This is a genomic window from Acinetobacter lwoffii, assembly GCF_024129595.1.
In the GTDB taxonomy this organism is placed as follows: Bacteria; Pseudomonadota; Gammaproteobacteria; order Pseudomonadales; family Moraxellaceae; genus Acinetobacter; species Acinetobacter lwoffii_O.
The window spans coordinates 16772-42193 of record NZ_JAMXXS010000004.1; the positions used below are offsets into that span (position 1 = coordinate 16772).

A 25422-nucleotide genomic window follows, 5' to 3' on the forward strand; every position below is an offset into this window, starting at 1 on the left:
GTTCAAACCATAAAAAACCACGCTAAAAAGCGTGGTTTTTGAATCAGTTCAATCTAATTAAAATTAGATTTTACCCACTAGGTCGATTGAAGGAGCAAGAGTTGCATCGCCTTCTTTCCATTTAGCTGGGCAAACTTCGCCTGGGTGAGCATGTACGTACTGAGCTGCTTTAACTTTACGAAGAAGTTCTTGAGCGTCACGGCCGATACCACCAGCGTTGATTTCAACGATTTGGATTTTACCTTCTGGATCGATCACGAAAGTACCACGATCAGCAAGGCCGTCAGCTTCGATTAATACGTCAAAGTTTTTAGCAAGAGTCCAGTTTGCATCACCAACCATTACATACTGGATTTTTTTGATTTCTTCTGAAGAATCGTGCCAAGCTTTGTGAGTGAAATGCGTGTCAGTAGAAACTGAGTAGATTTCAACGCCTAGTTTTTGGAATTCAGCGTAGTTGTCAGCAAGGTCACCAAGTTCAGTCGGGCAAACGAAAGTGAAGTCAGCTGGGTAGAAGAATACAACAGACCATTTGCCTTTCAGGTCAGCTTCAGTAACTTCAATGAATTTGCCGTTTTGGAATGCAGTTGCTTTAAATGGTTTAACTTCAGTATTAATTAAGCTCATCATTGTCTCCATGATTGAGGTAGTCTTTGATTTTGAATAAGAGTATCGAAATTTTGGTTGATGCTAAAATGGTATTTTTACATTACAAACATCGGAAAAACCGAATTAAGTAAAAATGCGCCACTTCGGCAAAATCGCTTTGTTCATTCAGCAGCATCAAGATGATGGCCTGATGACAAAATTATCTCTTTTTCCTCATGCTAGCAAACATGATGTTGAAACCAAAAAATTCAAGGGGCAATTTGGAAAAAAGTATGATTTCCGCAAAATAATTTAAATATCAATTCGAAACTTAAACTGATGATTAAACCTAATCAAGGGAACTCATGCGGGTCATGTAGAAATTTAGATAGGTTTATGGCGCTGAATTGAGGGAAATCAGGCAGCCAAAGCCAATTTGTCCGGCACTTAACAGAACTACGACTATCTGAAATCTAATGAACCAAGTAAAATAAACCTTTCCTGTTTTTTGATGTGGGTGTTTTCTCTGTGCAGAGTCATTTAAATGTAGATCAATGGATAATGGCGCGTGACCGTCACCGTTTAAATCGACTGAAAAAGGGAAAAGACGCAGATGCCAAGCAGTATCAGGAATTATTTGAAAAATCCAATCTGAAAGTACGGCAACGGCTTGAACGTCTTCCGAACATCAAGCTGAATCAGGATCTACCGGTTACTCAGTACACTGATAAGCTGATTGCCGCGATTCAAAAGCATCAGGTGATTATTGTGGCTGGCGAAACCGGTTCTGGTAAAACCACCCAGTTACCGCAAATTGCTATGCTGGCTGGATGTGGCCTGACCGGAATGATCGGACATACCCAGCCGCGTCGACTGGCAGCCCGCAGCGTATCACAGCGTATTGCCGAAGAAGTTGGCGAAAAACTCGGTGAATCAATTTCCTTTAAAGTACGTTTTACGGAACAGGGTTCACAAGACTCAATTGTGCGTTTGATGACTGACGGTATTTTACTGGCCGAACTGACGCATGACCGCTACCTGACCAAATATGACACGATTATTATTGATGAAGCGCATGAACGTTCACTGAATATCGACTTCATTATGGGTTATCTGAAGCAACTGTTGCCGCGTCGTCCCGATCTGAAAGTCATCATTACTTCTGCAACCCTGGATGTAAACCGTTTTAGCAGTTACTTCAATGGTGCACCAATTTTTGAAGTAGAAGGCCGCAGTTTCCCAGTCGAGCTACGTTATCGCCCGATCTCGGAAATGAGCATTGGCGGTAGTGATGATGACGAGTTTGATGACTTTGAAGAAAATCTGCCTCGCGCTGTGGTCAAAGCAGTCGAAGAATGCTTTCAGGATGCACAGGAAAAAGGCCATCCTGAACATGCCGACATCCTTATTTTTGCCAGTACTGAACAGGAAATTCGCGAGCTACAGGAAACCCTGATCAAACATGGGCCACGCCATACGGAAGTATTAACTTTATATGCGCGTCTGGCGCTGGCTGAACAGCAGAAAATCTTTAATCCTTCTGGTGGTGGGCGACGCATTATTATTGCCACCAACGTGGCAGAAACGGCTTTAACCGTTCCGAATATCCGTTATGTAATTGATAGCGGTTTTGCCCGTATTTCACGTTATAACTATCGTTCACGGGTGCAACGTTTACCAATTGAAGCCGTTTCTCAGGCAGCAGCTAATCAGCGTAAAGGCCGCTGTGGCCGTATTGCACCGGGTGTCTGTATTCGTTTGTATTCTGAGGAAGACTTCCTGAGCCGTCCTGAGTTTACTGAACCGGAAATCAAGCGAACCAACCTGGCATCGGTAATTCTGCAAATGCAAAGTCTGGGGTTGGGTTCACTCGAAGACTTCGACTTCATTGAGCCACCAGATCACCGTCTGGTGAATGATGGACGTAAGCTCCTGATTGAACTGGGTGCAATGGCTGAGAAAAATTCTCCTAAAACTGAAGATGATCAAGCAAATCCCTCTCTTGCGTCGCATAACGCCTCACCCTTCGAGAAAGGGAGACTTCAAAGCCGTGGCTTAACCAAGATCGGTCAGCAAATGGCGAAAATGCCGATTGATCCACGTCTGGCCCGCATGATTCTTGGTGGTGCACATTTTGGCGTGCTGAACGAAGTTCTGGTGATTGTGGCAGCGCTTGCAGTTCAGGATCCGCGTGAACGCCCTGCGGACAAGCAGATGCAGGCAGATCAGAAACATGCACTATTCCGTGAAGCTGATTCTGATTTCCTGTTCTATATCAAGCTCTGGGAGACGCTGCACAATAACCGCGAAAGCATGAGTGAAAATAAGCGCCGTACTTTTGCGCGTAATCACTTCCTGAGCTGGCTGCGTTTACGTGAATGGAAGAAAACTCATGAGCAGCTGGTGGATTTGGCTAAGGGTTTAAAACTGTCATTTAATGAAAATAAAGCCAGTTATGAGAATCTGCACCGTGCCTTGTTGACCGGTCTCTTATCATTTATCGCCAACAAGACCGATGAGCGTAATGTTTTTATGGCGGTGCGTCAGCAAAAAGCACGGATTTTCCCAGCTTCTACCTTGCACAAGACCAATACGCCGTGGGTGATGGCTTTTGAGATGGTGGAAACCTCTCAGGTATATTTACGTACCCTGGCCAAGATTGAGCCGGAATGGATTCTGCTGGCCGCGCGTGACCTGCTCAAGCATCATTATTTTGAACCGCACTGGTCGAAAAAAGCTGGTGTAGTGAATGCCTATGATCAAATTTCATTATTTGGTCTGATTATTGAGCCGAAACGCCCAATCAATTATGAAAAAGTAGATCAGGCAGCCGCGCATGAAATTTTCTTGCGGGATGCTTTAACTACCGGTCATCTAGGGATTACTCCACCATTTTTAAAGCATAACTTGCTTAAACTGGAAGAAGTCGAGCGAGTAGAAGACAAGCTGCGCCGTCGTGATCTGGTTGTTGATGAAGAAACCATTTACCAATTTTATGCCTCGAAAGTGCCGCCTGAAGTGGCCAGCCGGCGTAGTTTTGAAGACTGGCGTGCCACAGTAGAGCCCCAGAATCCGCGTTATTTATTTGTCGATGATGATGCGCTGTGGCTGAATGACCGTCCGACAACACAGCAATTCCCGGACTATTTGCAGAATGGTAGTCTGCGTCTGGCGGCGACTTATCGCTTTGACCCGAGTCATGATGAAGATGGTGCGACGGTTAAAATTCCACTGCAAGCTTTGGCACAGGTCGATGAAGGGATCTGGTCATGGGGAATTCCCGGCTGGCGTCTGGAGCTGATTGAAGCATTACTAAAGTCTTTGCCAAAAGACAAGCGCCGTAATCTGGTGCCAATTCCGGATACTGCACGAAAACTCATGGCAAAAGTAGATGCGCAGGATTTACAGAAACATATTTTTAGTTTCTTGGCATTCCAGCTGCGAGGAGAACAAATCACGGAGAAAGATTTCAGCTTTGACCGGGTAGATCAATATCTGTTGCCTTTTATTAAAGTGACTGATGAAAAAGGTCGTGTCATTGAGCAGGGGCGTGATCTTGCCGAGCTGAAAGCGCGCTGTCGGACTGAAACGCATAGTCCGGTCAAACAGCTTAAAGGTGAATTTAAAACCTTCCCGGAAAGCTTTGTATTTGAAGCCTCACAAAAAGTCACCGGTGTCGTGGTCAAGCAGTACCAGGCGCTGGTTCCGACTAAAGCTTTTTCTGCCCTGGAGCAGAAAGATGAATCGGGTGTGGTGATTCAGACTTTTAATGATCAGGCTGAAGCGATCAAAAAACATCGTGAAGGAGTGATCCGACTGGTGCATATGCAACTCGGAGACTTGACCCGCCAGTTGAAAAAACAGATTTCCAAACCTCTGGCGCTGGCTTATTCACCACTCGGTGATAAGGCACAACTGGAACAAATGTTAGTTTATGCCACACTGCACATGTCTATTAATGAATTACCTGTCAATGCGCAAGAGTTCCAAAAACTGGTTGAAGATGTAAAAAAATCTTTCTTGACTTATGGCCAAGTTGCCCTGAAAGAGATCACGGATATTTATATCCAGTGGCAGGAAATCCGCCGGAAATTATTGGTTTTAGATCATTCTGTGTTTGAAAAAAATATCAATGATATTGAAGATCAACTTGATTTAATGAGCCTTTCTGACTTTGTGTATCGTAAACCTTCCGATGTATGGATCGAATTTCCACGTTATTTGAAAGCCTTGATCTTGCGTTTAGAGCGCTTGCCCAATAATCTACAAAGGGACAATTCCGCCATTGACCAAATTGATCAATGGATGGAAAAATTATTCAAGTTTAAAGATGACCCTCGCCTGAAAGAATTGTATTTCATGGTCGAGGAGTTAAGAATCTCATTGTTTTCACAACCGATGAAAACAAAAGCACCCGTGTCTCCAACTCGCTTGCAAAAAGTATGGGATCGTCTTGGAATCAGTTAAGATATAGGTAATTCAGATAAGGAATTTTACATGGGCATCCGCATTACGGGTACGGGCTTATTCCATCCGGAACATGTCATCACCAATGAAGAATTAGTTGAAAGTTTAAATGCTTATGTGGAACTGTTTAATCACGAAAATGCTGACAAAATCGCTGCAGGCGAAGTTGAAGCACGTCGTGGTTCTAGTGCAGACTTTATTGAAAAAGCATCTGGCGTACAACGCCGTTATGTCGTAGAAAAATCAGGCATTCTTGATCCAAAACGCTTACGTCCTAATTTACGTGAACGTGCAGATGATGAAATTTCACTGCAAGCAGAATGGGGCGTAATCGCAGCCAAGCAGGCGATGGAAAATGCCGGTGTGACTGCCGAAGACATTGATATCGTGATCTTGTCATGTTCGAATTTGCAACGTGCTTATCCTGCCGTAGCCATCGAGATTCAAACCGCTCTAGGTATCAAAGGCTATGCCTATGACATGAACGTGGCGTGTTCTGCAGCAACATTTGGTCTGAAACAGGCTTATGATGCGATCAAAGCAGGCGCGCGCCGTGTGTTATTGGTGAATGTAGAAATTACCTCTGCACATACCGATTTCCGTTCACGTGACTGTCACTTTATTTTTGGTGATGTGGCAACCGCTTCAATTATTGAAAATACTGACAGCAAAACCGGTTTTGAAATTCTGGATTCTGAGTTGTTTACCCAGTTCTCGAATAACATCCGCAATAACTTTGGTTTCCTGAATACTTCTGAAAATGCTGACATTGATGACAAACGTTTCCGTCAGGATGGTCGTAAGGTATTTAAAGAAGTCTGTCCACTGGTTGCGAAAATGATTACTGCGCAACTGGAAAAGAATCAGATTGAGCCGACAGGTGTTAAACGCTTCTGGTTACACCAGGCCAATGCCAGCATGAATGAACTGATCCTGAAACTGGTCGTTGGTAAAGAAAATGCCAAACCTGGTCTGGTACCGATCATTCTGAATGAGTTTGCCAACACTTCTTCTGCTGGGGTGATCATCGCCTTACACCGTACTGCACATGAAGTTGAAGATGGTGAGTACGGCGTGTTGTGTTCATTTGGTGCGGGTTATTCGGTAGGTTCGATTCTGGTCCAAAAGCGCGTGGCATAATCCGGAGTAGATAGGGAGCAGACAGCTTGCAGGTCAAACATGATGGGCAATGGATTAGACGCTTAAGTGCCTTATCCAAATTATATTTTACCCCTACCTTTTTAGGGGCTGAATATATTGATGCCAGTCGGCCTGCAATGTATGTCGGTAATCATTCCATGTACGGCATCTTTGATTCGCCGATGCTGATTGATTACCTCTATAACGAACATAAAGTGGCTGTGGTCAGTATTGCGGATCATAGCCATTTTTATGTGCCCTTGTGGCGTGAAGCCGTGAAAAAGTTTGGGGCAGTCGATGGCATCCAGCATTATGTACGTGTTGTGATGCAGCAGGGCTATTCCATTCTGGTGTTTCCGGGAGGTGGGCGCGAAGTACTCAAACGTCAGGGTGAACAGTATCAACTGATCTGGAAACAACGCTACGGGTTTTTAAAGCTGGCTCAGGAATTTAACTATGATATTGTCCCTTTTGCCGCGCTTGGTGGGGATGAAGTCTATGAGATTGGCTTTGATGCCAATAAGATCATCCAGCATAAATATTTTCAAAAACTCCTCAAAGTACCACAACTCAATAAATTATTACGTCAGGGCGATGTGATTCCATCTTTGCCTAAACGATTATTCCCAAAACGCCTGCCATTTTATTTTCAGTTTATGCCGCGACAATCGATTGCTCAGGTTCAGACTCAGGAAGAGCTGATTGCATTTCGACACAGCTTGCAGCAACATATTTATACCGGCTTGGCCGAGCTTAAGGCGCTACGTCAGCAAGACTAAAAAAGAAAAATTCTTCCTGTAAAATCTAGGCTATGATCTATTGAAATGTTCTATTTTTAGCAATGAGGATGCATGGACGGTTTTATAGTGCAAGTGATGCCATAATGTATTTTTAAGTGTTCACTGATTGGCGATCAAGGACTCAGCATGATCCAATATAAAAATAAGATGATTCTAAGATGACCGAGGTGTACGTATGGAACAGGAAAGCTTGGTAGCATCTTTAAGGTTATTGGCACAACAATGTTTAAGGATTTCTCCAGAGCTGAACCAGCTTTATCTTGACCAGATGGCGATGATTGGTCATCTGAATGCACAAAATTTAATAAAAATTCAGCAGGATCAACACCGGATTGAATTGGTGGATGGCCTGTTTCATATCCAGTTTCATGCTCCACGTGCATTAGACTTTGGAACTACGTCTGCTTTGCTAGACAGTCATTTTTATTTTCAGCAACTCAAGGCAGAAGCCCTGGAGGAATTCTTTTTACAGGATATCTATTTCCTGACCGGGGATTTAAAACCACAGCATTCGCTGTATTTACGCGACAAAGCCAAACAGTTACGTCAACTTATTCTGGCTCAGGTTTATGCGTGGGTTAATGGCCCGGAACGGGTGTTCGAATTTCTGCAGAAAATGTCGATTGTTCAAGCTGAGATTGTCGACCAGCAGCTGATCAAGGCCGGGTTGTATATAACACCCGTCATGCAAAACTTTGTTCAGGATGAACAAGAGATTCCGCAGCAGATTCTTGAACGCTTGCAACAGGCTTTTTCTTTGGAGTGCCTGCAGCAGGATGAATTCCTGTCGATCCAGTCATTGATGGACAGTCTGGATGAGTTCTGTTTTAGCGCCGCACAGTTTTTGCCTCCGGCGATGTTCCGGATTATGTCGCTATCTTTTGAAGAGCGCTTTAATCTGCATGAACTGAATGATCATACTGATGATATCTGTTTGCTATATCGGCATGCTGAGGAGCAGAGCAACTTACTCGGTTTTGTCCGTTTGATGAACCGGGACGTGTGGCATCGGGATGATTTATTATCCAAACGGAATTTCCTGGAAAATTATCCGTATTTATGGCAGAAAAAGGTGGCCCGATTGCCACTGTTTGACTGTCATCGTGCAGTAAACTGGATCTTCAAGCAACCGGCCGAGGTATTAGACTGGATCAGTAATAATATCCAGCATAGCAGTGTGCGGGTCGCAGTAACGGCCTTAAGTTTTGTAGACAGCCATCATATTCATCCGCAGATTATTCTGGCGACTTTGCAATATTTTCAATATGTCTCGGCGCGACTGTTTATTCATAGCATGCATGAATATGCGATCCAGCACGACTGGTTTCAGCATCAGCATAATCAGGCGGTGGTATTAAAAGGCACACGCCAATCAATTGAAGATCAACGGATTGCGATTAGCCCTTCAATTCTGTATCTGGACGAATGGATGGAGCTGCTGCGCAATGTGGTCAAAATGGATGATCAACTGACTAAAAAGGTTTATTTGAACTTGAGCCGGATGATGCAGGCTTATATGCAGCATTTATATAAAATTACGGCGCATTTATCAGATGATGTTCTGGTATATATTCAGCCTCAAAGCCAGCAAAACCGTGATTTCTATAATGTTCTGCACCGCTATCGCATTCCTTTTACTGAGTTCAGGCAGCTGTTTTATTTGCAAAGCGGGCATGTACGTGAGTCGCTATTTGACAGTTATGTGCGTGACTATCTGGTGGAGTATTTTTCCAGCCATACAGAAATACCGAAAAATCTGAGCTGGACCAGTTTGTTTCATCAGGCGGTGATCTGGCATGATCAGATTCAAAAGCAGGAAATGATCGCCAAGCTGAAAAAACAGTTTGCACTGGTGAACTGGACACCAATCACTCAGGTTTCATTTTTACTGTATTTCAACTGGCGTTTTGAAGAGCTTAAAACTTTGGAGCGGATTTTAGAGGAATCTAAAATTTTCAGGAACTGTCTGGCGGCAAGCTATGCTCAGCAAATTGTGGAAGGGCAGTATGTGGCCTTTCGTATGTCTCATCCGGCTGTGCGTCTACCCTTGATCTTGGGGTGTCAATTGGTGAATGGACAGGTGATTTTTGATCAGCTGGAATATCCGAATAACCACAAAGCAGAAGCTGAATACAGCAATATCGCCATGCATTTTATTAACTGGCTCAACTTGCAGGCCTGACAGTTCAATACAGCTTGTTTTCCGCTATGACGCTTAACTTTTCCGCTAAAAATCGTTAGGCTATAGCCGTTCTTTTACGGTATTGCTCTTATGAAACAGGAAACTGCCCTTAAGTTACTCAAAGCAGGAGAAAATGTCTTTTTAACCGGTTCTGCCGGTGCGGGAAAAACCTATACGCTGAATCAATATATTAATTATTTAAAGGCGCGTAAGGTCGCCGTTGCCATAACTGCATCTACTGGTATTGCAGCTACACATATGAATGGCATGACCATTCATACCTGGGCAGGCATTGGCATTAAAGACTTTTTGTCTGAAGAAGACTTAAAGCGGATGAAAGAGCGCAAATACTTAAAAGAACATCTGGAAAATGCGCAAGTCCTGATTATTGATGAAATTTCCATGCTGCATGCCAAGCAGCTGAATCTGGTCAATCAGGTATTGAAATATTTCAAGGAAAGTGATGAAGCTTTCGGTGGTATTCAGGTGATTGTGGCAGGGGACTTTTTCCAGTTGCCACCAGTTGGTAAAAATGATGAGCGCAACCGGGACAAATTCTGCTTTATGTCAGATGCGTGGGTTGAAGCCAAGTTTCGCGTCTGTTACCTGACCGAGCAGCATCGTCAGGGCAATGATTATCTGAATGACATCCTGAACGCGATTCGTGCACAGGCGATTAGCCATGAACATCGTACGGCTTTACAGGCAACCCGACATCAAGAAATCGGCGATACCTATACGCGCCTGTATACGCATAATATGGATGTGGACAGTATTAACTTTAAACATCTGAATGAAATTGACAATGATCCACGCCAGTTTGATGCGCAGTGCGATGGCAATGAAAAGCTGATCGAGACTTTAAAATCGTCAGTGCGAGCGCCTGAAGCCTTAACCTTGAAAAAACATGCCAAAGTCATGTTTGTAAAAAACAACTTTGATATGGGTTATATCAATGGCAGTCTGGGCGAAGTCATCAGTTTTGAAGAGGATGATGAATATGGTGTGCTGCCTAAAGTCAAATTGACCGATGGTACTACATTGGTGGTTGAGCCTGAAACCTGGTCGGTAGACAATGAGGCCGGTAAAACCATTGCCAGTTTCCAGCAGATTCCATTGCGTCTGGCTTGGGCGATTACCATTCATAAATCACAAGGCATGACTTTGGAAGCCGCTGAAATTGATCTGAGTCATACCTTTGAAAAAGGCCAGGGCTATGTCGCCTTGTCCCGTTTAAAAAGCTTAAATGGCTTACGTTTAAAAGGCTTTAATGAACAGGCTTTGGAGCTCGATAGTCTGGCGATTAAAGCCGATCGCCGTTTTCAGGAACTTTCTGATGAAGCCGAAGCGAATTTCGAAAATGTCGATTTGACTGCGCAGCACAAAGCCTTTATCCGACATTGTGGCGGGACTTTGAATGAAGTTGAAATCCAGCGCAATGAGAAGAAAATTGCCAAGAATGCTGGAAAACAAAGCTATGCCACTGCAACGTTAGATGAAACGCGTGAACTGTTTGAAGAAGGCTATGAAATTGCCGATATCGCGACTGAACGTGGTTTGACTCCGGCAACCATCATCAATCATTTGGGACGTTTGCATAAAGAGCAGGGACTGGATATTTCAGTTGCCCATCCGGGTGAAGAGGTCGTGGAGCAGGTGCGCAAGATTTATAAACGCTTGACCAAGCGTCAAAATTCGGAACATTTTAATGATGACGGTTCTATTAAGCTGCGTCCGATTGTGGAATTGACTACGCCTAAAATGGCTTATGACCAGGTGCGTCTAGCACTACTATTTGTAGAGTAATCATCAAAATGATGTTTAAGAGTTCTTAAGATGCACAGTTTATTCGTATACGGCACGCTTCGTCCGCAGCAACCCAATGCCCATGTGATGGAACGGATTGGGGGAAGCTGGAAAGCCGGTTATATTCGTGGGCATTTGCAGCAGCGCGGTTGGGGTGCTGAGCTGGGCAGTCCGGGTATTCAGCTCAGTGATTCGGGAGAGACTGTTACCGGTTATGTATTCATATCCGAGAATCTCCCTAAATATTGGAATGAGCTGGATGTATTTGAAGGCGATGAATATCAACGTATTCCGGTTAAAGTATATTTGGAAAATGGTCAGATGGTAGAAAGTTTGGTCTATGCTTTGAAAGATTAGACTGGTAGGTGTCATTTATTGAATTTCTGATTTTTATCAGGTCACCGCTTTTAAAAATCATTCACTTTCCTTTGCTTGAATTTTGAAAGATCGAATTAATAAATATTCCGTTGATTTGATAGTATCTTCTGAGCAAGCCTGACGTACTGCGTTAGAGATTAGCGCAAGATAATCATCGGGCGATCTGCATATTTCCCGTTATATGATTATTTTTGAGAAATCTTTGCATACTGGTGAAGGGCGCTGATGATTTGAACATTATTGTGTACTAATCAATAAGGATAAAATCCCAGCCGCAATTAAAGGACCGACTGGAACACCGCGTAATACTGCTACACCTGCTACTGTGCCTAATAACAGTCCGGCCACTACATCTGGCTGATTGGACATCAGCTTCACTCCACGTCCTCCCAGCCAAGCGACAAAGACCCCAATCGCGATTGCCAGCAAAGACTTCCAGCTCAGGAAAGATTTGAGAATACTTTCCCCTGAAATTTTGCCACTGGCAATCGGTGTCAGAACACCAATGGTCAGAATAATAATGCCGATATTTAAACCGTGCGCCTGTACATAAGGCAATAAACTGTTGAGTGGCGTGATTTTTAAAACAATTAACACCGCTGCAGCAATGGTGACGGCACTATTGTGACTGAAAATACCGCAAGCCAGTAAAACCAAAAGAACAATCAGATTCAGATCAAGTTGCGACATAAGTGGGAGAGATAGAGTGAAAAATAAAGCTATTGTAGAGCTTTTCAACGCATGATACCTAGAAAACAGCGGAAGAAACCAAATTCATGACTGATTCAGGATAGAATGCACAGGTCTTCACTCGATACAGGTATAAACAGATGCTATTGGAAAAAATGTTGCAGTCACAAGGTTTCGGCTCCCGCAAGCATTGTCAGCAACTGATTAAAAATGGTGCTGTTTCAATTCAAGATGAAGTGATTGATAATCCCAAACATAAACTGGATTTGAATAACTTAAATTTCGAGGTGTATGGGAAAAGTCATACCTATCGGGAAAAAGTCTATATCGCCTTAAACAAGCCACAAGGCTATGAGTGTTCGCATCAGGCGACGCATCATTTTAGTGTGTTTGACCTGTTTGATGACATTCTGTTGAATCGGGGGATTCAGTGTGTGGGGCGTCTGGATCAGGATACCACCGGACTGTTATTGCTGACCGATGATGGACAGTTCCTGCAAGCGCTAACCCATCCGAAAAAGCATGTCGCCAAAGTTTATCAGATGCAAACTGCAGATCCAGTCACGGATGAACAGATTCAGCAACTAGAACAAGGTGTTGAATTAAGAAATGAAAAAGGCATTTTTGCAGCTACTGAAGTAATTCGTTTGGCTGAGAACCGTCTGCAAATGACTATCCATCAAGGGGTCTATCATCAGGTAAAGCGCATGCTGGCTGCCGTAGGCAATAAAGTTGAACAGTTGCACCGTGCAAAAATAGGTGCTTTGGCCTTGCCTGAATTGGCTGAAGGAGAGTGGCTGTATTTAAATGTGGAACAGGTAGCGCAGGCCAAATTCCGCTCGGAATAATAAATTTTTTATTCGCTTGAAATGTGATTAAAAAGTTCAGGACTTATTTCAGGAAACAGTGATAGGTCTGAAATTCATCATCCTTGATAAATCCCATAGATTCATACAATTTATGCGATTGATAATTATTTTTTTGGGTTTCCAGGGTAATTCTTAAGGCCTGTTCATGTTTGGCAAATAAAATTGCGGTATCAATCAGTTGTTTGGCTGCGCCCTGACGCCGAAAAACCGGGGTGATATAGACATCATCCAGAATATAATAGGTCGAGCAGGCTACCGAAGAAAAACCCAGATACAGGATAATAAAGCCGGCAAAGGTATCATTTTTGGTATTGATAAAAATAACAGTCTGCCCATCTTCAAAACGCTGTTTTAAAAATTGGTAAGAGAGTTCAGGATTGGAAGACGTACCATAAAACTGTCGATATTCATCAAATAATATCGCCAGCTGATTCAGGTCTGCTGACTGGGCGCGTCGTACGAGCATTGCATACTCCATGCTAATTTTTTATTGATTATCAGCATCAAGCATAGCGAAGTTTGGGAGTGGCAGGTTTTAGAAATTGTTCGGAAATGCAACAATGTTAAATTTTGTCGCTTTCACCCAAAATGGCATTCAGTTCTTCAAATAAATCAAGATGATCATCATCCAATGCAATCTCCTGATCATCGAGTAGATTCAGGGCAGAACTGGAAAGCGCATTTTGCTCGGTTTTAGCTTCATTTTGTTTTAGCTTGCGCAGCCGGATCAGTTGTTCCAGATTGATATTCTGGTTTTCAATCGAGAAGGGGATCGATTTGGTAATCACCACTTGCTTGAAAAAAAGACGCACTGCCTGAGCTGGCGTAATCCCCAATTGCTTAAATACTGCAAAGGCTTGTTTCTTCTCTTGCGAGTCCAAGCGAATTTGATAAACTTCAGTTTTTCTCATAATATTTTTAAAGCTTTAAATTACTTAACTTTTCGCCTTTATTCTAATCAATTACGTTTGAAATTCAATCTTAAAGCAACCGATTTTAGAAAATAATCTGTAATGACAAGTGATTTACAGTGTCAATTCAAGTTGCGAGCTGAAATTCATGCTTTTCTGCGTGATCGGATCAACAAATTGAATATGTTTGGCCAATAAACTTAAAGGTGCAGAAAAATCATCTTCCGCCTTGTGCACTACTTGGGGGTAAAAGGGATCGTGCTGAATCGGAATACCCAGATGATTCAAGTGCACCCGTAATTGATGCTGCTTGCCAGTATGTGGTTTTAGCTCATATTTGGCCCATTCTGTATTATGTTCCAGCAGGTCGATCGCCGTCTCGCTATTCGGCGTTCCGTCTAGCACGTGCATGGTATAAAAGGGCTGTCCCTTTTCCATTCTTAATCGCGTGATCAATGGAAATTTTAAATCAGGTTGATAGGCCGCAATCGCATGATAGGTTTTTTGCACCTGCCGTGTAGCAAATAATTGTTGATACAGGCCACGTGATTCCACACATTTGGAAATCAGGACCACACCTGCCGTTTCACGATCCAGCCGGTGAATAGGCGTTAAATGCTCATTGCCGGTTTGCTTTTTAAGACGAACCAATAGCGTTTCCTGCACATATTGTCCGGTCGGGCTCATGGTCAAAAAATGCGGTTTATCGACCACCATGAAATACTCATTTTCAAATAAAATCTGATGTTGAAAAGGCACATGCACTTCATGTGCCAAAAAGCGATAATAGAAACAATGGCTATTGGCCTGAAATGGACTTTCTGTGCTTAATCTGTTGCCTTGGGCATCATAGACTAAACCCTCGGCGAAACGAGATTGCCATTCATCTGCTGTGATATGCGCGAATTGTGTGCATAAATAAGCAAAAACTGTCAGGGACGCATCCGGACTGGCTGGCAAAAATACTTTACTGGCACTGACCCCATTGAGCATGGGCGGGTTAAATTCAACAGTTGGTTGCATGGCAGGCAGATTAACCTCTTAAGGAACAGATGCTGTGAAAAAATACAGTTTCTCACACGGGTGAATAGGCTTTTAAAGCGTGGCGATGCTATCATATTTATTCTTTTGCATCATGTCGTGAGTAATATGCCTTATTCATTTAATGTCACTTTAAATCATGAAGACGATACCCAAAAACTGGCCAAAGTTCTGGCGGAAAATTTCCCTGCGGGAGTCGTGTATCTGATTGGTGACCTGGGGGCAGGAAAAACGACGTTAACGCGTTATTATTTGCAACAGCTGGGTCATCAAGGTTCAGTGAAAAGTCCAACTTATACACTGGTCGAACCCTATCAAATTAATGGTCAGGATATTTTTCATTTTGACTTGTATCGTCTGAATGATCCGTATGAACTGGAACTGATGGGCATCCGGGATTATCTGGAAACACCGAATGCGCTATTTTTATTTGAATGGCCGTCCAAAGGTGGTGATGAAATTCCGCAAGCTGACCTGATTATTGAAATTTTAAAATCTGAAGATGAACTTACCCGTACTGCAAGCCTGATTTCATCGAATCTTGCTTTACGAGAGGCTCTGGAGCGTCAATTTTCACATGTCGAATGATTTAAGTCTGCGCCGTATTCGTGCCCTTGATCCTGCACTTGCCAACCAGATTGCCGCAGGTGAGGTGATTGAACGTCCGGCTTCTGTGGTCAAGGAGTTACTGGAAAACTCGATTGATGCGGGGGCGACAGAGCTGATCATTCGGGTCGAACAGGGCGGCAGTACTTTAATTGAAATCATCGACAATGGACGCGGAATTCATCATGAGGATTTACCGCTGGCCGTGATGCGTCATGCCACCAGCAAAATCCAGAGTGCTGATGAGCTGTATGCGATTAGCAGTCTGGGCTTTCGTGGCGAAGCACTGGCGTCGATAGCAGCAGTTTCACGCCTGACCATGATCAGCAGTCAAAGTGACGAGGGCATCGGTTATCAGGTCGAAGTCAATGGCACGGCTTTTGATCATCAGGAAATTCAGGCTGTTGCGGCCTCAAAAGGGACGCATATCCGGGTTCAGGATTTGTTTTTTAATGTGCCTGCACGGCGTAAATTCCTGAAAAAACCGGGCACTGAATTGGGTCATATCGAAGAAATTGTGCGCCGTATGGCACTGACGCATTTTGATATCCGTTTTGTGCTAGAACATAATGAAAGCATCAAACTGAATTTACCCGTGGCGGATAGCGGCGCTTTGCGTTTTCAGCGGGTACAGCAATTGCTTGGCCGCCAGTTTACTGAAAATGCCTACTGGATGGATGCAGACAGTATCAACATGCGTTTGTCTGGCTGGCTTGGCCATCCTTCAGATGCACGTGCACAGGCTGATTTGCAGTATGTCTATGTAAATGGCCGGATTGTCAAAGACAAAACCATTTCCCATGCCTTACGGATGGCCTATGACGGCATCCTGCATGGGCATCAGCATGCGGCTTATTTACTGTTTTTAGAAGTTGATCCGGAAAATGTTGATGTGAACGTCCATCCGACCAAGCATGAAATTCGCTTCTTGAATCAACGTGAAGTACATGAGTTTGTGCGGCATTATACCAAGGAAACGCTGGCACAATTCCAGACTGCGACTGCGGATCTGGCCGAGGCGATGAAACAGGATGAGCAGCCTGGCTTGACGGCCCCGCAACCACGTTATCAGGAGCAGTTTAGCCTGCATCAGAATGTGTATTCGCAACAGCAGATGGCTAGACCCACATCTATTACAAGTGCTCACGAAGCTTTGGATGTACTGACCGATTTCGAATCTTCACGTCCGCAAGTTGTGAATTATCCCCGAGATTACGATGCATCCTCTGCAGGTTCACAGCAGCTGAATAATGCATTGAAAAGTTATCTGGCTCCGTTGAGAGAAAGTTCGGAAACCGAAATATTCAGCCCTGAGCAGTCTTTTCAGACACATGTAAACACTAAAGTGGATGAGCATCCATTGGGCATTGCTATTGCCCAGTTACATGGCATTTATATTCTGGCGCAAAATACCGAAGGTCTGATTATTGTGGATATGCATGCGGCGCATGAGCGTATTGTCTTGCAGCAAATGAAATCGGCTTGGGATAAACCTGAATTCTGGACATCACAGCAATTGCTCATTCCAAAAGTCGTGAATATTAGCCGGATGCAGGCCATGCGTGTCGAAGAGCTGAAAGAGCAGTTGGCACGTTTGGGGCTGGAAATCGATCAGTATGGTGATGAGCAAGTTATCGTACGTGGTGTACCGGCTATTCTACACAAGGCCGATTTCGATGCCCTGATTCCTGAATTATTGAATGATTTAGATCCGGGGGATCAAGCACAAAGCCTATTGCAGAAGCGTGACCAAATTTTGGCGGGAATGGCCTGTCATGGTGCAGTGCGAGCGCATCGTATCCTAAGTTTGTCTGAAATGAATGCTTTATTACGGCAGATGGAACAAACCGAATTTGCCAGTCAATGTAATCATGGTCGTCCGACTTGGCGCGCCTTTCCATTGGCTCAACTAGATAAACTTTTTGCTCGAGGAGAGTAGTTTTACATGTCCAATCAATTGCCGGTCATCAATTTAATGGGGCCAACTGCAAGTGGTAAAACCGCTTTGGCATGTGAACTGTATGAGCAAGGGGGATTTGAGCTGATTTCGGTCGATTCTGCACTGGTTTATCGGGAAATGGACATTGGTACAGCCAAACCTTCTAAAGAGGAACTGGCGCGCTATCCGCATCATCTGATTGATATTATTAGTCCACTTGAAGTGTATTCTGCAGCCAACTTTGTCGAAGATGCTTGCCGCCTGATTGATGATATTCATGTGCGTGGTAAAACCCCGATTCTGGTTGGCGGAACCATGCTGTATTTTAAGGCCTTGCTTGAAGGTTTGTCAGATAACCTACCAAGTGCAGACTATGCTATCCGGGCAGAGATTGAAGCCAAGGGTGAGCAGGAGGGCTGGGAAGCGGTTTATGCAGAATTATGTGCAGTCGATCCGATTGCCGGTAAAAAATTCAAGGTTAGCGACAAGCAGCGCATTATTCGAGCCTTGGAAGTTTTTAAATTGACTGGTGAGCCGATTACAAAACTACAGGCAGAACAACCTAAAAACTTACCATATCGTTACAGTTTCCATAATTATGCACTGATGCCAGATCGGTTAGAATTACATGGGCGTATTGAACAACGTCTGGAAATTATGTGGAAAAGCGGTTTTTTAAATGAAGTTGTGAATTTAATTGAAAAATACGATTTTAATGAAAATTTACCTTCCATGCGTTCAGTGGGTTATCGTCAGGCTATGGAATTCTTAAAAAATGCTGATAAAACCAAGGAAAAGCAACGGGAAATGGAGGATAAAGCTTTATTTGCGACACGACAACTTGCAAAACGTCAATATACGTGGTTAAGGTCTTTGCAAGAAAAGCATAAATTTACAACATATTTTACGCTACAGCAGGCTCAAGAAGACTTGCGAAACTGTCACGGATAAAGCAAAATTTAGGGACTATCTTTTTTATAATTTTTAATTGAAAAATAGAGATAGTTTTTGCGCTGATTTTTAATTTTTTTGGAGTTATAACATGTCTAAAGGTCAAACTTTACAAGATCCATTCTTGAATTCTCTCCGTAAGGAACGTATCCCAGTATCTATCTTCCTGGTAAACGGTATTAAATTACAAGGTCATATCGAATCTTTTGACCAATACGTGGTTTTATTAAAAAATACAGTAAGCCAAATGGTTTATAAGCATGCAATTTCAACTGTAGTACCTGCACGTAATCCACGTCCTGCTGGCGCGCCTGCTGGTCCACAAGGTGCGGGCTTCGGTGGTCAAGGTGCTGCAGGTGGCTTTGGTGGCGGTCAAGGTGCTGGCGGCTTCGGTGGTCAAGGTGGTTTTGGCGGTCAAGGCAGCGGCTTCGGTGGTCAAGGTGGCTTCGGCGGTCAAGGCGGTGGCTTTGGTGGTCAAGGCGGCTTTGGTGGTCAAGGTGCCGGCTTCGGTGGTCAAGGTGGCTTCGGTGGTCAAGGTGCTGGCTTTGGTGGTCAAGGCACTGGTTTTGACAACGACACTAAATTTGAAGACTCTTCAGACGATGAAAACAATCGTTAATCGAGTTTGAAAATTAAAAAACCTCTCTATATGAGAGGTTTTTTTATATCTGTACGTTTTAAGTTTTTTAAATAAAAAGCCAACGAGATGTCGTTGGCTTTTTAGGATTATGGTAAGGCTTAACGGTTACGTTTAGGATCCAGTTGAGGATCTTTGATTTCTACATAAGCATTATTGCGCGTTTCACGTAACCAGCTATCTAATTCGGCATCAAATTGACGTTCACCAAGCAATTGGCGAGCCATACGTTCCTGATATTCCTGTGTCATATCTTGTTGGCGTGTTTCACTCACTTGCAGAATATGCCAGCCAAACTGGGATTGAAATGGTTTACTGAACTGACCTACTGGGGTGCTTTTCATCTGCTGTTCAAATTCAGGTACCATTACCCCTGGGCTAACCCAGCCAAGACTTCCGCCATCACGAGCCGAGCCAGTATCATTGGAGAACGTTGAAGCTAAAACAGTAAAATCTTCACCTTGTTTGAGGCGGTTATACAGACTATCAATCATTTGTTTGGCATTTTCAGGACTGACCACTTCAGACGGTTGAATCAGAATGTGTCGTGTTAAATATTGAGGAACAAGGGCTTTCTGTTCGCCACCTTTACGTTCCAAGAGCTTCAGAACATGTACACCATCAGCGACAGGAATCAGTTCAGAAGTTTGACCTGGTTGCAGGGTGGTCACGCGTGCAGCCAGTTCTGCTGGAATTTCTGACAGGTTTCTCACACCCATATCAGCAGCTTCGACTTTAACGCCGCCAGTGCTGTACTTTTTGCTGATCGCCTGAATGTCATTGCTGCTATTTAATTCTTGCTTTACCTTTGTTGCAATTTGTTCAGCATTTTCACCGCTTATCCGTAAATGCAGTACATGGACCTGACTGCCAAGCAAAGCTTGACCTTGCGGGGTATTTAGGAAGTTTTTAACATCTTGATCTGTAATTTGAATACGTGAAGTCACGATTTGTTGACGTAAACGATTCAGTGCTAAATCTTCAGCGATACGGTTACGTAAAGAAGCATAGGTATTGGGCGCCATGGCATCCAGTTTCTGCTGGAATGCTTCCAGACTCGGTGAACCAGAATCACGGGCAACTTTCAGGACGGCTTCATTTAAAGCTTTTTCATCTGGACGAATATTATAACGTTTAACTTGTTCAAGCTGTGCCTGACGAATAATCAGTTGCTCTAAAGCTTGTTGCTCAAGATATTGTTGTAATGGAACTGCCTTTTTCTGTTTTTGCAGCTGATGTGAGATTTCGGCTACACCTTGAGCCAGGTCACTACGTAGAATGATACTATTGTCGACTACAGCTACAACTTCATCTTTAGGTTGGGCAACAGCAAAAGTCGTCATCGCTGAAGAAAGGCATAGCGCAAGTGCGGTTGCTTTAAAAATTTGTTTTAACTGTTTTGTCTTCATTAACGTTCTGTCCAAGTTTGATTGATATTGTTAAAACCTAGAATACGATTTTCTAGTAATGAGGTGAGTTTGCTGCTTAACCCACCTAAGCCTTTCAGGCTGACTTCGGCCATAATAGCGCGTTTGGCTTTGACGCTTGAATCATTAACGTCGTCTAAGTCATTGTAATATGAGCGACCGTAAACAGAAACTCCCCAACAGCATGACTCATAGTTCACGCCAAGTAAATATTCCCGTGCGACACTATTGTCGAGGTCAAACTGGGCATGTCCAACCAGACGCCAGTTGTTGGCAATCGGCTGGATAAATGAACCCACCACATGATCATAGCTCTTTTGACGGTTCGGAATATCTTTGCGATAGAAATAGCCTAGGTTATAAAGATTGCCTTGCTCACCGGTATAATAAACCTGCAAATCTCGTTGGGCATTCGATCCATTCGACATCCAGCTTGAGTTCAGATTAACGTGAACATTATTTGACAGCTGGCTGGTCAGTTGAATTACAGGGCCAGTATGACTTTCACGGTCGAATTCATCTGCATCATTTTCCAACGTTACACGGCGATCTTCAAAGAAAAAGCTCTGTCCAATGCTGGCACGCAGGCGCTCCAGACCTTCTTCATTAAATAGGCTATAGCTCAGACCTAAAGAGGCAAAGTTATTGTCTTCCAGGCGGTCATTACCATAAAAGCGACGCGCACTGAAGAGTTGATCATAATTAATCGAAGCAACGACTGAATCAAAATTTGGTTGATTCTGCTGGTTTTCATATGGTGAATACGCATAGAACAAACGAGGCGTTAAGGTCTGTAAATACGTACCTTCTTTTTCGAAAATTAAACCGGTGTCCAGCGTGAATTGTGGTACCACAATTGAATTATTTTCACTAGACGCGCTACGGCTTTGGGTTTTTTCATCATAGAAAGTATTGATGTTACGTACAGTTGCCTGAGGTATGAAGAATGACCACGGGGTAAAATGATTATAACGCACGGAAAAGTCGTTATAGATCCGTGTACCACTTGGCTGATATACCTTCTCACCCGTTGGATCAGTATCAGCGAAATTTCGCAGGTCTTTCTGGAAATAAGCCGTATCGTTATTAAACTCAAGCTGTAATCCCAATGGATTGCCAGTTTTGTAATTGACTAAAAGCTGCGGCAAACGTGCATAAGGGCGGTCTTCATCCAGTACAGTTGGATCTAGGGTTTGGAAGTCTTCGACTTTGAATTGTGCCTTTAAGCCAGGAATACCATTTTTGTAATTGACTTCCCAGGCACGGCGTAAGTTCAGGTCAGTTTTAGAGTTCGGGTTGTTATCCAGATCGGCAAAGTAATCTTTGTCTGAAGCGTAGTTATATTCAAGGTTGGTGGAAAGCTGATTATTGATCTGCCAGTTATGTAAGAAATGCAGGCTTTTACGGTCTTCGTCGCTATAGCTTTCATCGGAAGGTAAATAACCTCCCCAAATACGGCCTTCACCATAATTCTCAGTCAGATAACGGAACTCGCCATCCAGCATTACACCACGATCGCCAATATAACGCGGCGTAATTGTCGCATCATATTGTGGTGCTAAATTCAGGTAAACCGGAACACCCAGTTCCAGACCACCATCATTGGTAAAGCCAAATGTCGGCGTCAGAATACCGGTAGTGCGGCGGTCATCAATCGGGAAGTTGAAATAGGGAACTGCCAAGACTGGAACATCTTTAACATAAAGTTTTGTATTCCGGGTTTCACCACGTCCGGTTTCCTGGTTCAGCTTGATCTTTTCTGCCTGAATTTTCCAGGTTGGTTTTTGCTCAGGTGGACAGGTGGTATAGGTCGCATTTTCCAGTTCTACCGTCTCGGTCGAAGTTCTGGCGATCTTTTCTGCCCGACCATGCGCATGTTGCTGCTCGGCAATATAGAAGCTGTTATTTAGGTCGCCTTCTTGGGTCTTTAAATTATAATTAATATCATCACTTTGTGAGAGCAGGCCACCCTGAGCAAGCTGTACCCGACCTTCTGCTTTGGCATAGGTCTGGGTTTGATCGATCGTTACGCGTTCAGCACGAATCTGGCGACCTTGCTGGTCAATGATGACATTGCCTTCTAAATAAGAGTCACCTGCTGGATTGTAGTGTCCATAATCTGCAGTAATGGTGGATGTAGCCTGATCTGGCGCAACGGTTGCTGCATCTGGGGCAATCGGGGTCACCCAGGTGCCTTCACAATAAGCCGAACTTAAATATTTTTCCTGCCGCTGCTGTGCTTCAGCTGAGGATTTGTCGACATAGTATTGTGAAAAGAATGCTTCACCTGGATAGGTCTCATTTATGCGCTGTTTGAGTTGTTCTGCATTTACATCGGACGAGACATTTGATGCAGCATAGCCGGAGGCTGAGCTGCCACATAAAAGGGTTAAGATCGCAGTCGCTAGAGGATTTATTTTAAAGTGATGCTTCATTTGTCTCATTAACCAATCATGCTTTTATCGCAATTAATTATTGTCGCATCATAGAGAAAAAGTTGATAAGTAGCTACACTTAGCACTTTAAAAACTCAGCCTGTATTAGAATTAATTGCAAATGAATACACAACGCGAACAATTGATACAATCTTGGATTGCCTCTGTACTCGGTTCAGATCAATTTGAAACTCATTTTTTAGCAGGTGATGCCAGCTTCCGTCGTTATGCACGAATCAAACTGAATAATAAAACATTTATGCTGATGGATGCACCACCAGAAAAAGAAGATTGTGTGCCTTTTGTGACGATAGATGAGTTTTTTGATGCACATGGCGTGCGTGTTCCGCATATCGTGGCAAAAGACCTGGAAAATGGCTTTTTACTGCTCGAAGACTTTGGTGATGTGCTGCTGTCGAATCTGCTGAATGACGAGACTGTAGATGCCTATTATGAGCAAAGCTTTAAGCAGCTCATTCAGCTGCAATCGATTGCTGGAGAAGGGCATTTCCCGGCATATTCTTATGAAAAACTGATCTCAGAAATGGAATTGCTGACTGACTGGATGTTGCCAGCATTAAAGGTTCAACCGACTGAATCAGAAAGCGCCTTGATCAAACGTACTTTTGCGATTCTGGCCAATACCGCATTGGCACAACCTCAGGTTATTGTACATCGGGATTTTCATAGCCGTAACCTAATGAAAATCGACAATGAAACCGAACTCGGTGTGATTGATTTTCAGGATGCCGTGATTGGTGCCGATACTTATGACCTGATCTCGATTACCCGCGATGCCTATGTGCAGTGGAATGCCGACCGTGTGTATCGCTGGTTCAAAAATTTCTATGAGTTATTGCCAGCATCTGCTAAAGAAGGCCGTGACTTTGAACAGTTTAAAAAAGATGCCGACATGATGGCGATTCAGCGTCATATCAAGATCCTCGGTATTTTTGTGCGTCTGTTTGAACGTGATGGCAAGTCGGGTTATCTCAAAGATTTACCACGTGTCATGTGGTATCTGCTTGAAGAATCTAAGGCTTATGCAGAACTAGAGCCATTTATGCAGTTTATGCGTGACCGAGTCATGCCTGCATTCGAAGCTAAATATGGGTCATATGAGGTGGCTGCCTAAATGAAAGCGATGATTTTGGCCGCAGGTCTTGGCAATCGTATGCGGCCGCTAACGCTACATACGCCAAAGCCTTTGCTGGAAGTCGGAGGCAAACCCTTAATCGTCTGGCATATAGAGAAACTGGCTGCGATTGGTGTTACTGAAATTGTCATCAATACCGCATGGCTCGGTGAAAAACTCGCAGAAGCTTTGGGCGATGGTTCACGATTTGGCATCAACATCCTTTGGTCACATGAGGGTGAAGGTCTGGAAACCGCTGGTGGAATCATTAATGCTTTGCCGCTACTCGGTGATGAACCTTTTATTCTGTTAAATGGTGATGTCTGGACCACGATGGATTTTGCTCCTTTACTGGATATTGATCTAAAGGGTAATTTGGCGCATCTCGTACTTGTGCAGAACCCTGAACAACATCCTGAAGGTGATTTTACGCTTGCAGAAGGGAAAGCCTATACTTTTGATCAGCAAGTCGAAGGTGAAAACCTGACGTTTAGCGGTATATCCGTAATTGATCCGAAGATGTTCCAAGGCTTAGCGACTGGCAAGCGTCCTTTAGCGCCCTTGCTAAAAGCAGCAATGCAGAATCAGCAGGTTGCAGCGTCTAAACTGGCAGGCATTTGGGTTGATGTGGGAACCCCGGAGCGTTTAACGGCACTGGATACGGCGATCCGTGAAGGGAAGTTTGCTTAAGTGAATATTCGCTAAGCACTGCCTACTGTGCCAATATAGAGAAAACGGTATACTTCCACCTAACTTTTTCGAGCGTAGATTGTTTATGCACATGTTTTTTCAAGAACTAAAGCAGGGTAGCCAGGCTTTGGGTTTAGAGCTATCTGATGAGGCTTTAAATTTATTACTCAAGTATCAGGATGCTTTGGTGCTGTGGAACAAAGCATACAATTTGACTGCAATCCGTGATCCTAAGGAAATGCTAGTCAAGCATCTGCTCGACAGTTTAAGTATTTTAAAGGACTTGCCTGCGGGCAGATTGCTGGATATCGGCACAGGTGGTGGTATGCCGGGCATGATCATTGCTTTATGTCAGCCTGAGCGTGAATGTGTATTGCTGGACTCAAACGGTAAAAAAATTCGTTTCCTCAAGCAGTTTATTGCTGACTTGAAACTTAAAAATGTCATTGCCGTGCAAACGCGTGTAGAAAATGAAGACAGCATCAATGAGCTGGGTCAATTTGATGTGATTACTAGTCGTGCCTTTGCATCATTAACAGACTTTGTTGATGCTTCTAAGCCGTATATGCATGAGCAAACGATTATTGCCTCAATGAAAGGCTTAATTCCTGAAGATGAAGTTGCTACTTTAAAAAATGAATTTAGTTGTGAGATTATTGAACTTAAAGTTCCACGCTTAGACGAACAGCGTCATTTACTTCTATTAAAACGTATTTAAGATTTTTAAAGG

The 25422-nt window shown here is 43.6% G+C and carries 21 protein-coding genes; 14 read left to right on the top strand and 7 right to left on the bottom strand.

What is annotated here, in order from left to right:
- Positions 1-63 precede the first annotated feature (63 nt).
- Complete coding sequence (ahpC, locus tag NI466_RS03660; protein ID WP_004278916.1) at positions 64-627, bottom strand: alkyl hydroperoxide reductase subunit C; 564 nt, start codon at positions 625-627, stop codon at positions 64-66.
- A gap of 489 nt (positions 628-1116) precedes the next feature.
- Here ahpC and hrpA point away from each other — a divergent pair, with 489 nt between their 5' ends.
- The 6 genes from hrpA to NI466_RS03690 all read left to right on the top strand — a co-directional run bounded on the left by hrpA (position 1117) and on the right by NI466_RS03690 (position 11340).
- On the top strand, positions 1117-5055 hold the full coding sequence (gene hrpA / locus NI466_RS03665; protein WP_253172767.1) for an ATP-dependent RNA helicase HrpA: 3939 nt from the start codon (positions 1117-1119) through the stop codon (positions 5053-5055).
- 30 nt (positions 5056-5085) lie between these two features.
- The gene (locus NI466_RS03670) at positions 5086-6195 is read left to right on the top strand and encodes a beta-ketoacyl-ACP synthase III (RefSeq protein WP_004278914.1); all 1110 of its coding nucleotides are present in this window, start codon (positions 5086-5088) and stop codon (positions 6193-6195) included.
- A 26-nt stretch (positions 6196-6221) separates the two neighbouring features.
- Positions 6222-6974: a 1-acyl-sn-glycerol-3-phosphate acyltransferase gene (locus NI466_RS03675; protein ID WP_253172768.1), complete on the top strand. Its 753-nt coding sequence runs from the start codon at positions 6222-6224 to the stop codon at positions 6972-6974.
- A 196-nt stretch (positions 6975-7170) separates the two neighbouring features.
- The gene (locus NI466_RS03680) at positions 7171-9177 is read left to right on the top strand and encodes a hypothetical protein (RefSeq protein ID WP_253172770.1); all 2007 of its coding nucleotides are present in this window, start codon (positions 7171-7173) and stop codon (positions 9175-9177) included.
- A gap of 90 nt (positions 9178-9267) precedes the next feature.
- The gene (locus NI466_RS03685; RefSeq protein ID WP_004278911.1) at positions 9268-10983 is read left to right on the top strand and encodes an AAA family ATPase; all 1716 of its coding nucleotides are present in this window, start codon (positions 9268-9270) and stop codon (positions 10981-10983) included.
- A gap of 30 nt (positions 10984-11013) precedes the next feature.
- Complete coding sequence (locus tag NI466_RS03690) at positions 11014-11340, top strand: gamma-glutamylcyclotransferase family protein (protein WP_071851983.1); 327 nt, start codon at positions 11014-11016, stop codon at positions 11338-11340.
- A 258-nt stretch (positions 11341-11598) separates the two neighbouring features.
- Here the strand turns inward: NI466_RS03690 and NI466_RS03695 are convergent, their stop codons facing one another.
- A complete protein-coding gene (locus NI466_RS03695) occupies positions 11599-12051 on the bottom strand; it encodes a DUF441 domain-containing protein (RefSeq protein WP_114542515.1) in 453 nt (150 codons plus the stop codon).
- A 140-nt stretch (positions 12052-12191) separates the two neighbouring features.
- Here NI466_RS03695 and NI466_RS03700 point away from each other — a divergent pair, with 140 nt between their 5' ends.
- Positions 12192-12899, top strand: coding sequence for a pseudouridine synthase (locus NI466_RS03700; RefSeq protein ID WP_138742517.1), 708 nt, complete (start codon positions 12192-12194; stop codon positions 12897-12899).
- Positions 12900-12942: 43 nt separating this feature from the next.
- On the opposite strand, the gene NI466_RS03705 is transcribed toward NI466_RS03700, so the two are convergent.
- From NI466_RS03705 to NI466_RS03715, 3 genes are all read right to left on the bottom strand, one after another.
- The gene (locus NI466_RS03705; RefSeq protein WP_138742518.1) at positions 12943-13386 is read right to left on the bottom strand and encodes a GNAT family N-acetyltransferase; all 444 of its coding nucleotides are present in this window, start codon (positions 13384-13386) and stop codon (positions 12943-12945) included.
- A 97-nt stretch (positions 13387-13483) separates the two neighbouring features.
- Positions 13484-13831: a type II toxin-antitoxin system RelB/DinJ family antitoxin gene (locus tag NI466_RS03710; protein WP_004278906.1), complete on the bottom strand. Its 348-nt coding sequence runs from the start codon at positions 13829-13831 to the stop codon at positions 13484-13486.
- 114 nt (positions 13832-13945) lie between these two features.
- Positions 13946-14854 carry a pseudouridine synthase gene (locus tag NI466_RS03715; protein WP_253172772.1) on the bottom strand — a complete coding sequence of 303 codons (909 nt, stop codon included), beginning with the start codon at positions 14852-14854 and terminating at the stop codon, positions 13946-13948.
- 126 nt (positions 14855-14980) lie between these two features.
- Here NI466_RS03715 and tsaE point away from each other — a divergent pair, with 126 nt between their 5' ends.
- From tsaE to hfq, 4 genes are all read left to right on the top strand, one after another.
- Positions 14981-15460 (top strand): tRNA (adenosine(37)-N6)-threonylcarbamoyltransferase complex ATPase subunit type 1 TsaE, encoded by a 480-nt coding sequence (tsaE, locus tag NI466_RS03720; RefSeq protein ID WP_005097351.1) that lies wholly within the window; start codon positions 14981-14983, stop codon positions 15458-15460.
- A complete protein-coding gene (gene mutL, locus NI466_RS03725) occupies positions 15450-17417 on the top strand; it encodes a DNA mismatch repair endonuclease MutL (RefSeq protein ID WP_253172774.1) in 1968 nt (655 codons plus the stop codon). The genes tsaE and mutL overlap by 11 nt, the downstream gene beginning before the upstream one ends.
- A 6-nt stretch (positions 17418-17423) precedes the next feature.
- Complete coding sequence (gene miaA, locus NI466_RS03730) at positions 17424-18368, top strand: tRNA (adenosine(37)-N6)-dimethylallyltransferase MiaA (RefSeq protein WP_253172775.1); 945 nt, start codon at positions 17424-17426, stop codon at positions 18366-18368.
- A gap of 91 nt (positions 18369-18459) precedes the next feature.
- Positions 18460-18987 (top strand): RNA chaperone Hfq, encoded by a 528-nt coding sequence (gene hfq, locus NI466_RS03735; RefSeq protein ID WP_191112510.1) that lies wholly within the window; start codon positions 18460-18462, stop codon positions 18985-18987.
- 119 nt (positions 18988-19106) lie between these two features.
- Here the strand turns inward: hfq and NI466_RS03740 are convergent, their stop codons facing one another.
- Positions 19107-20414, bottom strand: a complete 1308-nt coding sequence (locus NI466_RS03740; protein ID WP_253172777.1) for a peptidylprolyl isomerase — start codon at positions 20412-20414, stop codon at positions 19107-19109.
- The gene (locus tag NI466_RS03745; RefSeq protein WP_253172778.1) at positions 20414-22867 is read right to left on the bottom strand and encodes an LPS-assembly protein LptD; all 2454 of its coding nucleotides are present in this window, start codon (positions 22865-22867) and stop codon (positions 20414-20416) included. Before NI466_RS03745 ends, NI466_RS03740 begins: the two co-directional genes overlap by 1 nt.
- A gap of 121 nt (positions 22868-22988) precedes the next feature.
- Between NI466_RS03745 and NI466_RS03750 the strand changes: the two genes are divergently transcribed.
- The 3 genes from NI466_RS03750 to rsmG all read left to right on the top strand — a co-directional run bounded on the left by NI466_RS03750 (position 22989) and on the right by rsmG (position 25410).
- Entirely contained in the window at positions 22989-24002 is a 1014-nt protein-coding gene (locus tag NI466_RS03750; protein ID WP_253172780.1) for an aminoglycoside phosphotransferase family protein, read from the top strand.
- Positions 24003-24692, top strand: a complete 690-nt coding sequence (gene murU / locus NI466_RS03755) for an N-acetylmuramate alpha-1-phosphate uridylyltransferase MurU (RefSeq protein WP_253172782.1) — start codon at positions 24003-24005, stop codon at positions 24690-24692.
- A gap of 85 nt (positions 24693-24777) precedes the next feature.
- The gene (rsmG, locus tag NI466_RS03760; RefSeq protein WP_004645477.1) at positions 24778-25410 is read left to right on the top strand and encodes a 16S rRNA (guanine(527)-N(7))-methyltransferase RsmG; all 633 of its coding nucleotides are present in this window, start codon (positions 24778-24780) and stop codon (positions 25408-25410) included.
- The last annotated feature ends 12 nt before the right edge of the window (positions 25411-25422 follow it).

What these genes read in the sequence shown, in the direction of transcription:
- ahpC (WP_004278916.1), bottom strand. Translation starts at nt 627, where the DNA reads ATGAGCTTAATTAATACTGAAGTTAAACCATTTAAAGCAACTGCATTC.
- NI466_RS03670 (WP_004278914.1), top strand. Translation starts at nt 5,086, where the DNA reads ATGGGCATCCGCATTACGGGTACGGGCTTATTCCATCCGGAACATGTC.
- NI466_RS03680 (WP_253172770.1), top strand. Translation starts at nt 7,171, where the DNA reads ATGGAACAGGAAAGCTTGGTAGCATCTTTAAGGTTATTGGCACAACAA.
- NI466_RS03685 (WP_004278911.1), top strand. Translation starts at nt 9,268, where the DNA reads ATGAAACAGGAAACTGCCCTTAAGTTACTCAAAGCAGGAGAAAATGTC.
- NI466_RS03690 (WP_071851983.1), top strand. Translation starts at nt 11,014, where the DNA reads ATGCACAGTTTATTCGTATACGGCACGCTTCGTCCGCAGCAACCCAAT.
- NI466_RS03695 (WP_114542515.1), bottom strand. Translation starts at nt 12,051, where the DNA reads ATGTCGCAACTTGATCTGAATCTGATTGTTCTTTTGGTTTTACTGGCT.
- NI466_RS03700 (WP_138742517.1), top strand. Translation starts at nt 12,192, where the DNA reads ATGCTATTGGAAAAAATGTTGCAGTCACAAGGTTTCGGCTCCCGCAAG.
- NI466_RS03705 (WP_138742518.1), bottom strand. Translation starts at nt 13,386, where the DNA reads ATGCTCGTACGACGCGCCCAGTCAGCAGACCTGAATCAGCTGGCGATA.
- NI466_RS03710 (WP_004278906.1), bottom strand. Translation starts at nt 13,831, where the DNA reads ATGAGAAAAACTGAAGTTTATCAAATTCGCTTGGACTCGCAAGAGAAG.
- NI466_RS03715 (WP_253172772.1), bottom strand. Translation starts at nt 14,854, where the DNA reads ATGCAACCAACTGTTGAATTTAACCCGCCCATGCTCAATGGGGTCAGT.
- tsaE (WP_005097351.1), top strand. Translation starts at nt 14,981, where the DNA reads ATGCCTTATTCATTTAATGTCACTTTAAATCATGAAGACGATACCCAA.
- mutL (WP_253172774.1), top strand. Translation starts at nt 15,450, where the DNA reads ATGTCGAATGATTTAAGTCTGCGCCGTATTCGTGCCCTTGATCCTGCA.
- miaA (WP_253172775.1), top strand. Translation starts at nt 17,424, where the DNA reads ATGTCCAATCAATTGCCGGTCATCAATTTAATGGGGCCAACTGCAAGT.
- hfq (WP_191112510.1), top strand. Translation starts at nt 18,460, where the DNA reads ATGTCTAAAGGTCAAACTTTACAAGATCCATTCTTGAATTCTCTCCGT.
- NI466_RS03740 (WP_253172777.1), bottom strand. Translation starts at nt 20,414, where the DNA reads ATGAAGACAAAACAGTTAAAACAAATTTTTAAAGCAACCGCACTTGCG.
- NI466_RS03745 (WP_253172778.1), bottom strand. Translation starts at nt 22,867, where the DNA reads ATGAAGCATCACTTTAAAATAAATCCTCTAGCGACTGCGATCTTAACC.
- NI466_RS03750 (WP_253172780.1), top strand. Translation starts at nt 22,989, where the DNA reads ATGAATACACAACGCGAACAATTGATACAATCTTGGATTGCCTCTGTA.
- murU (WP_253172782.1), top strand. Translation starts at nt 24,003, where the DNA reads ATGAAAGCGATGATTTTGGCCGCAGGTCTTGGCAATCGTATGCGGCCG.
- rsmG (WP_004645477.1), top strand. Translation starts at nt 24,778, where the DNA reads ATGCACATGTTTTTTCAAGAACTAAAGCAGGGTAGCCAGGCTTTGGGT.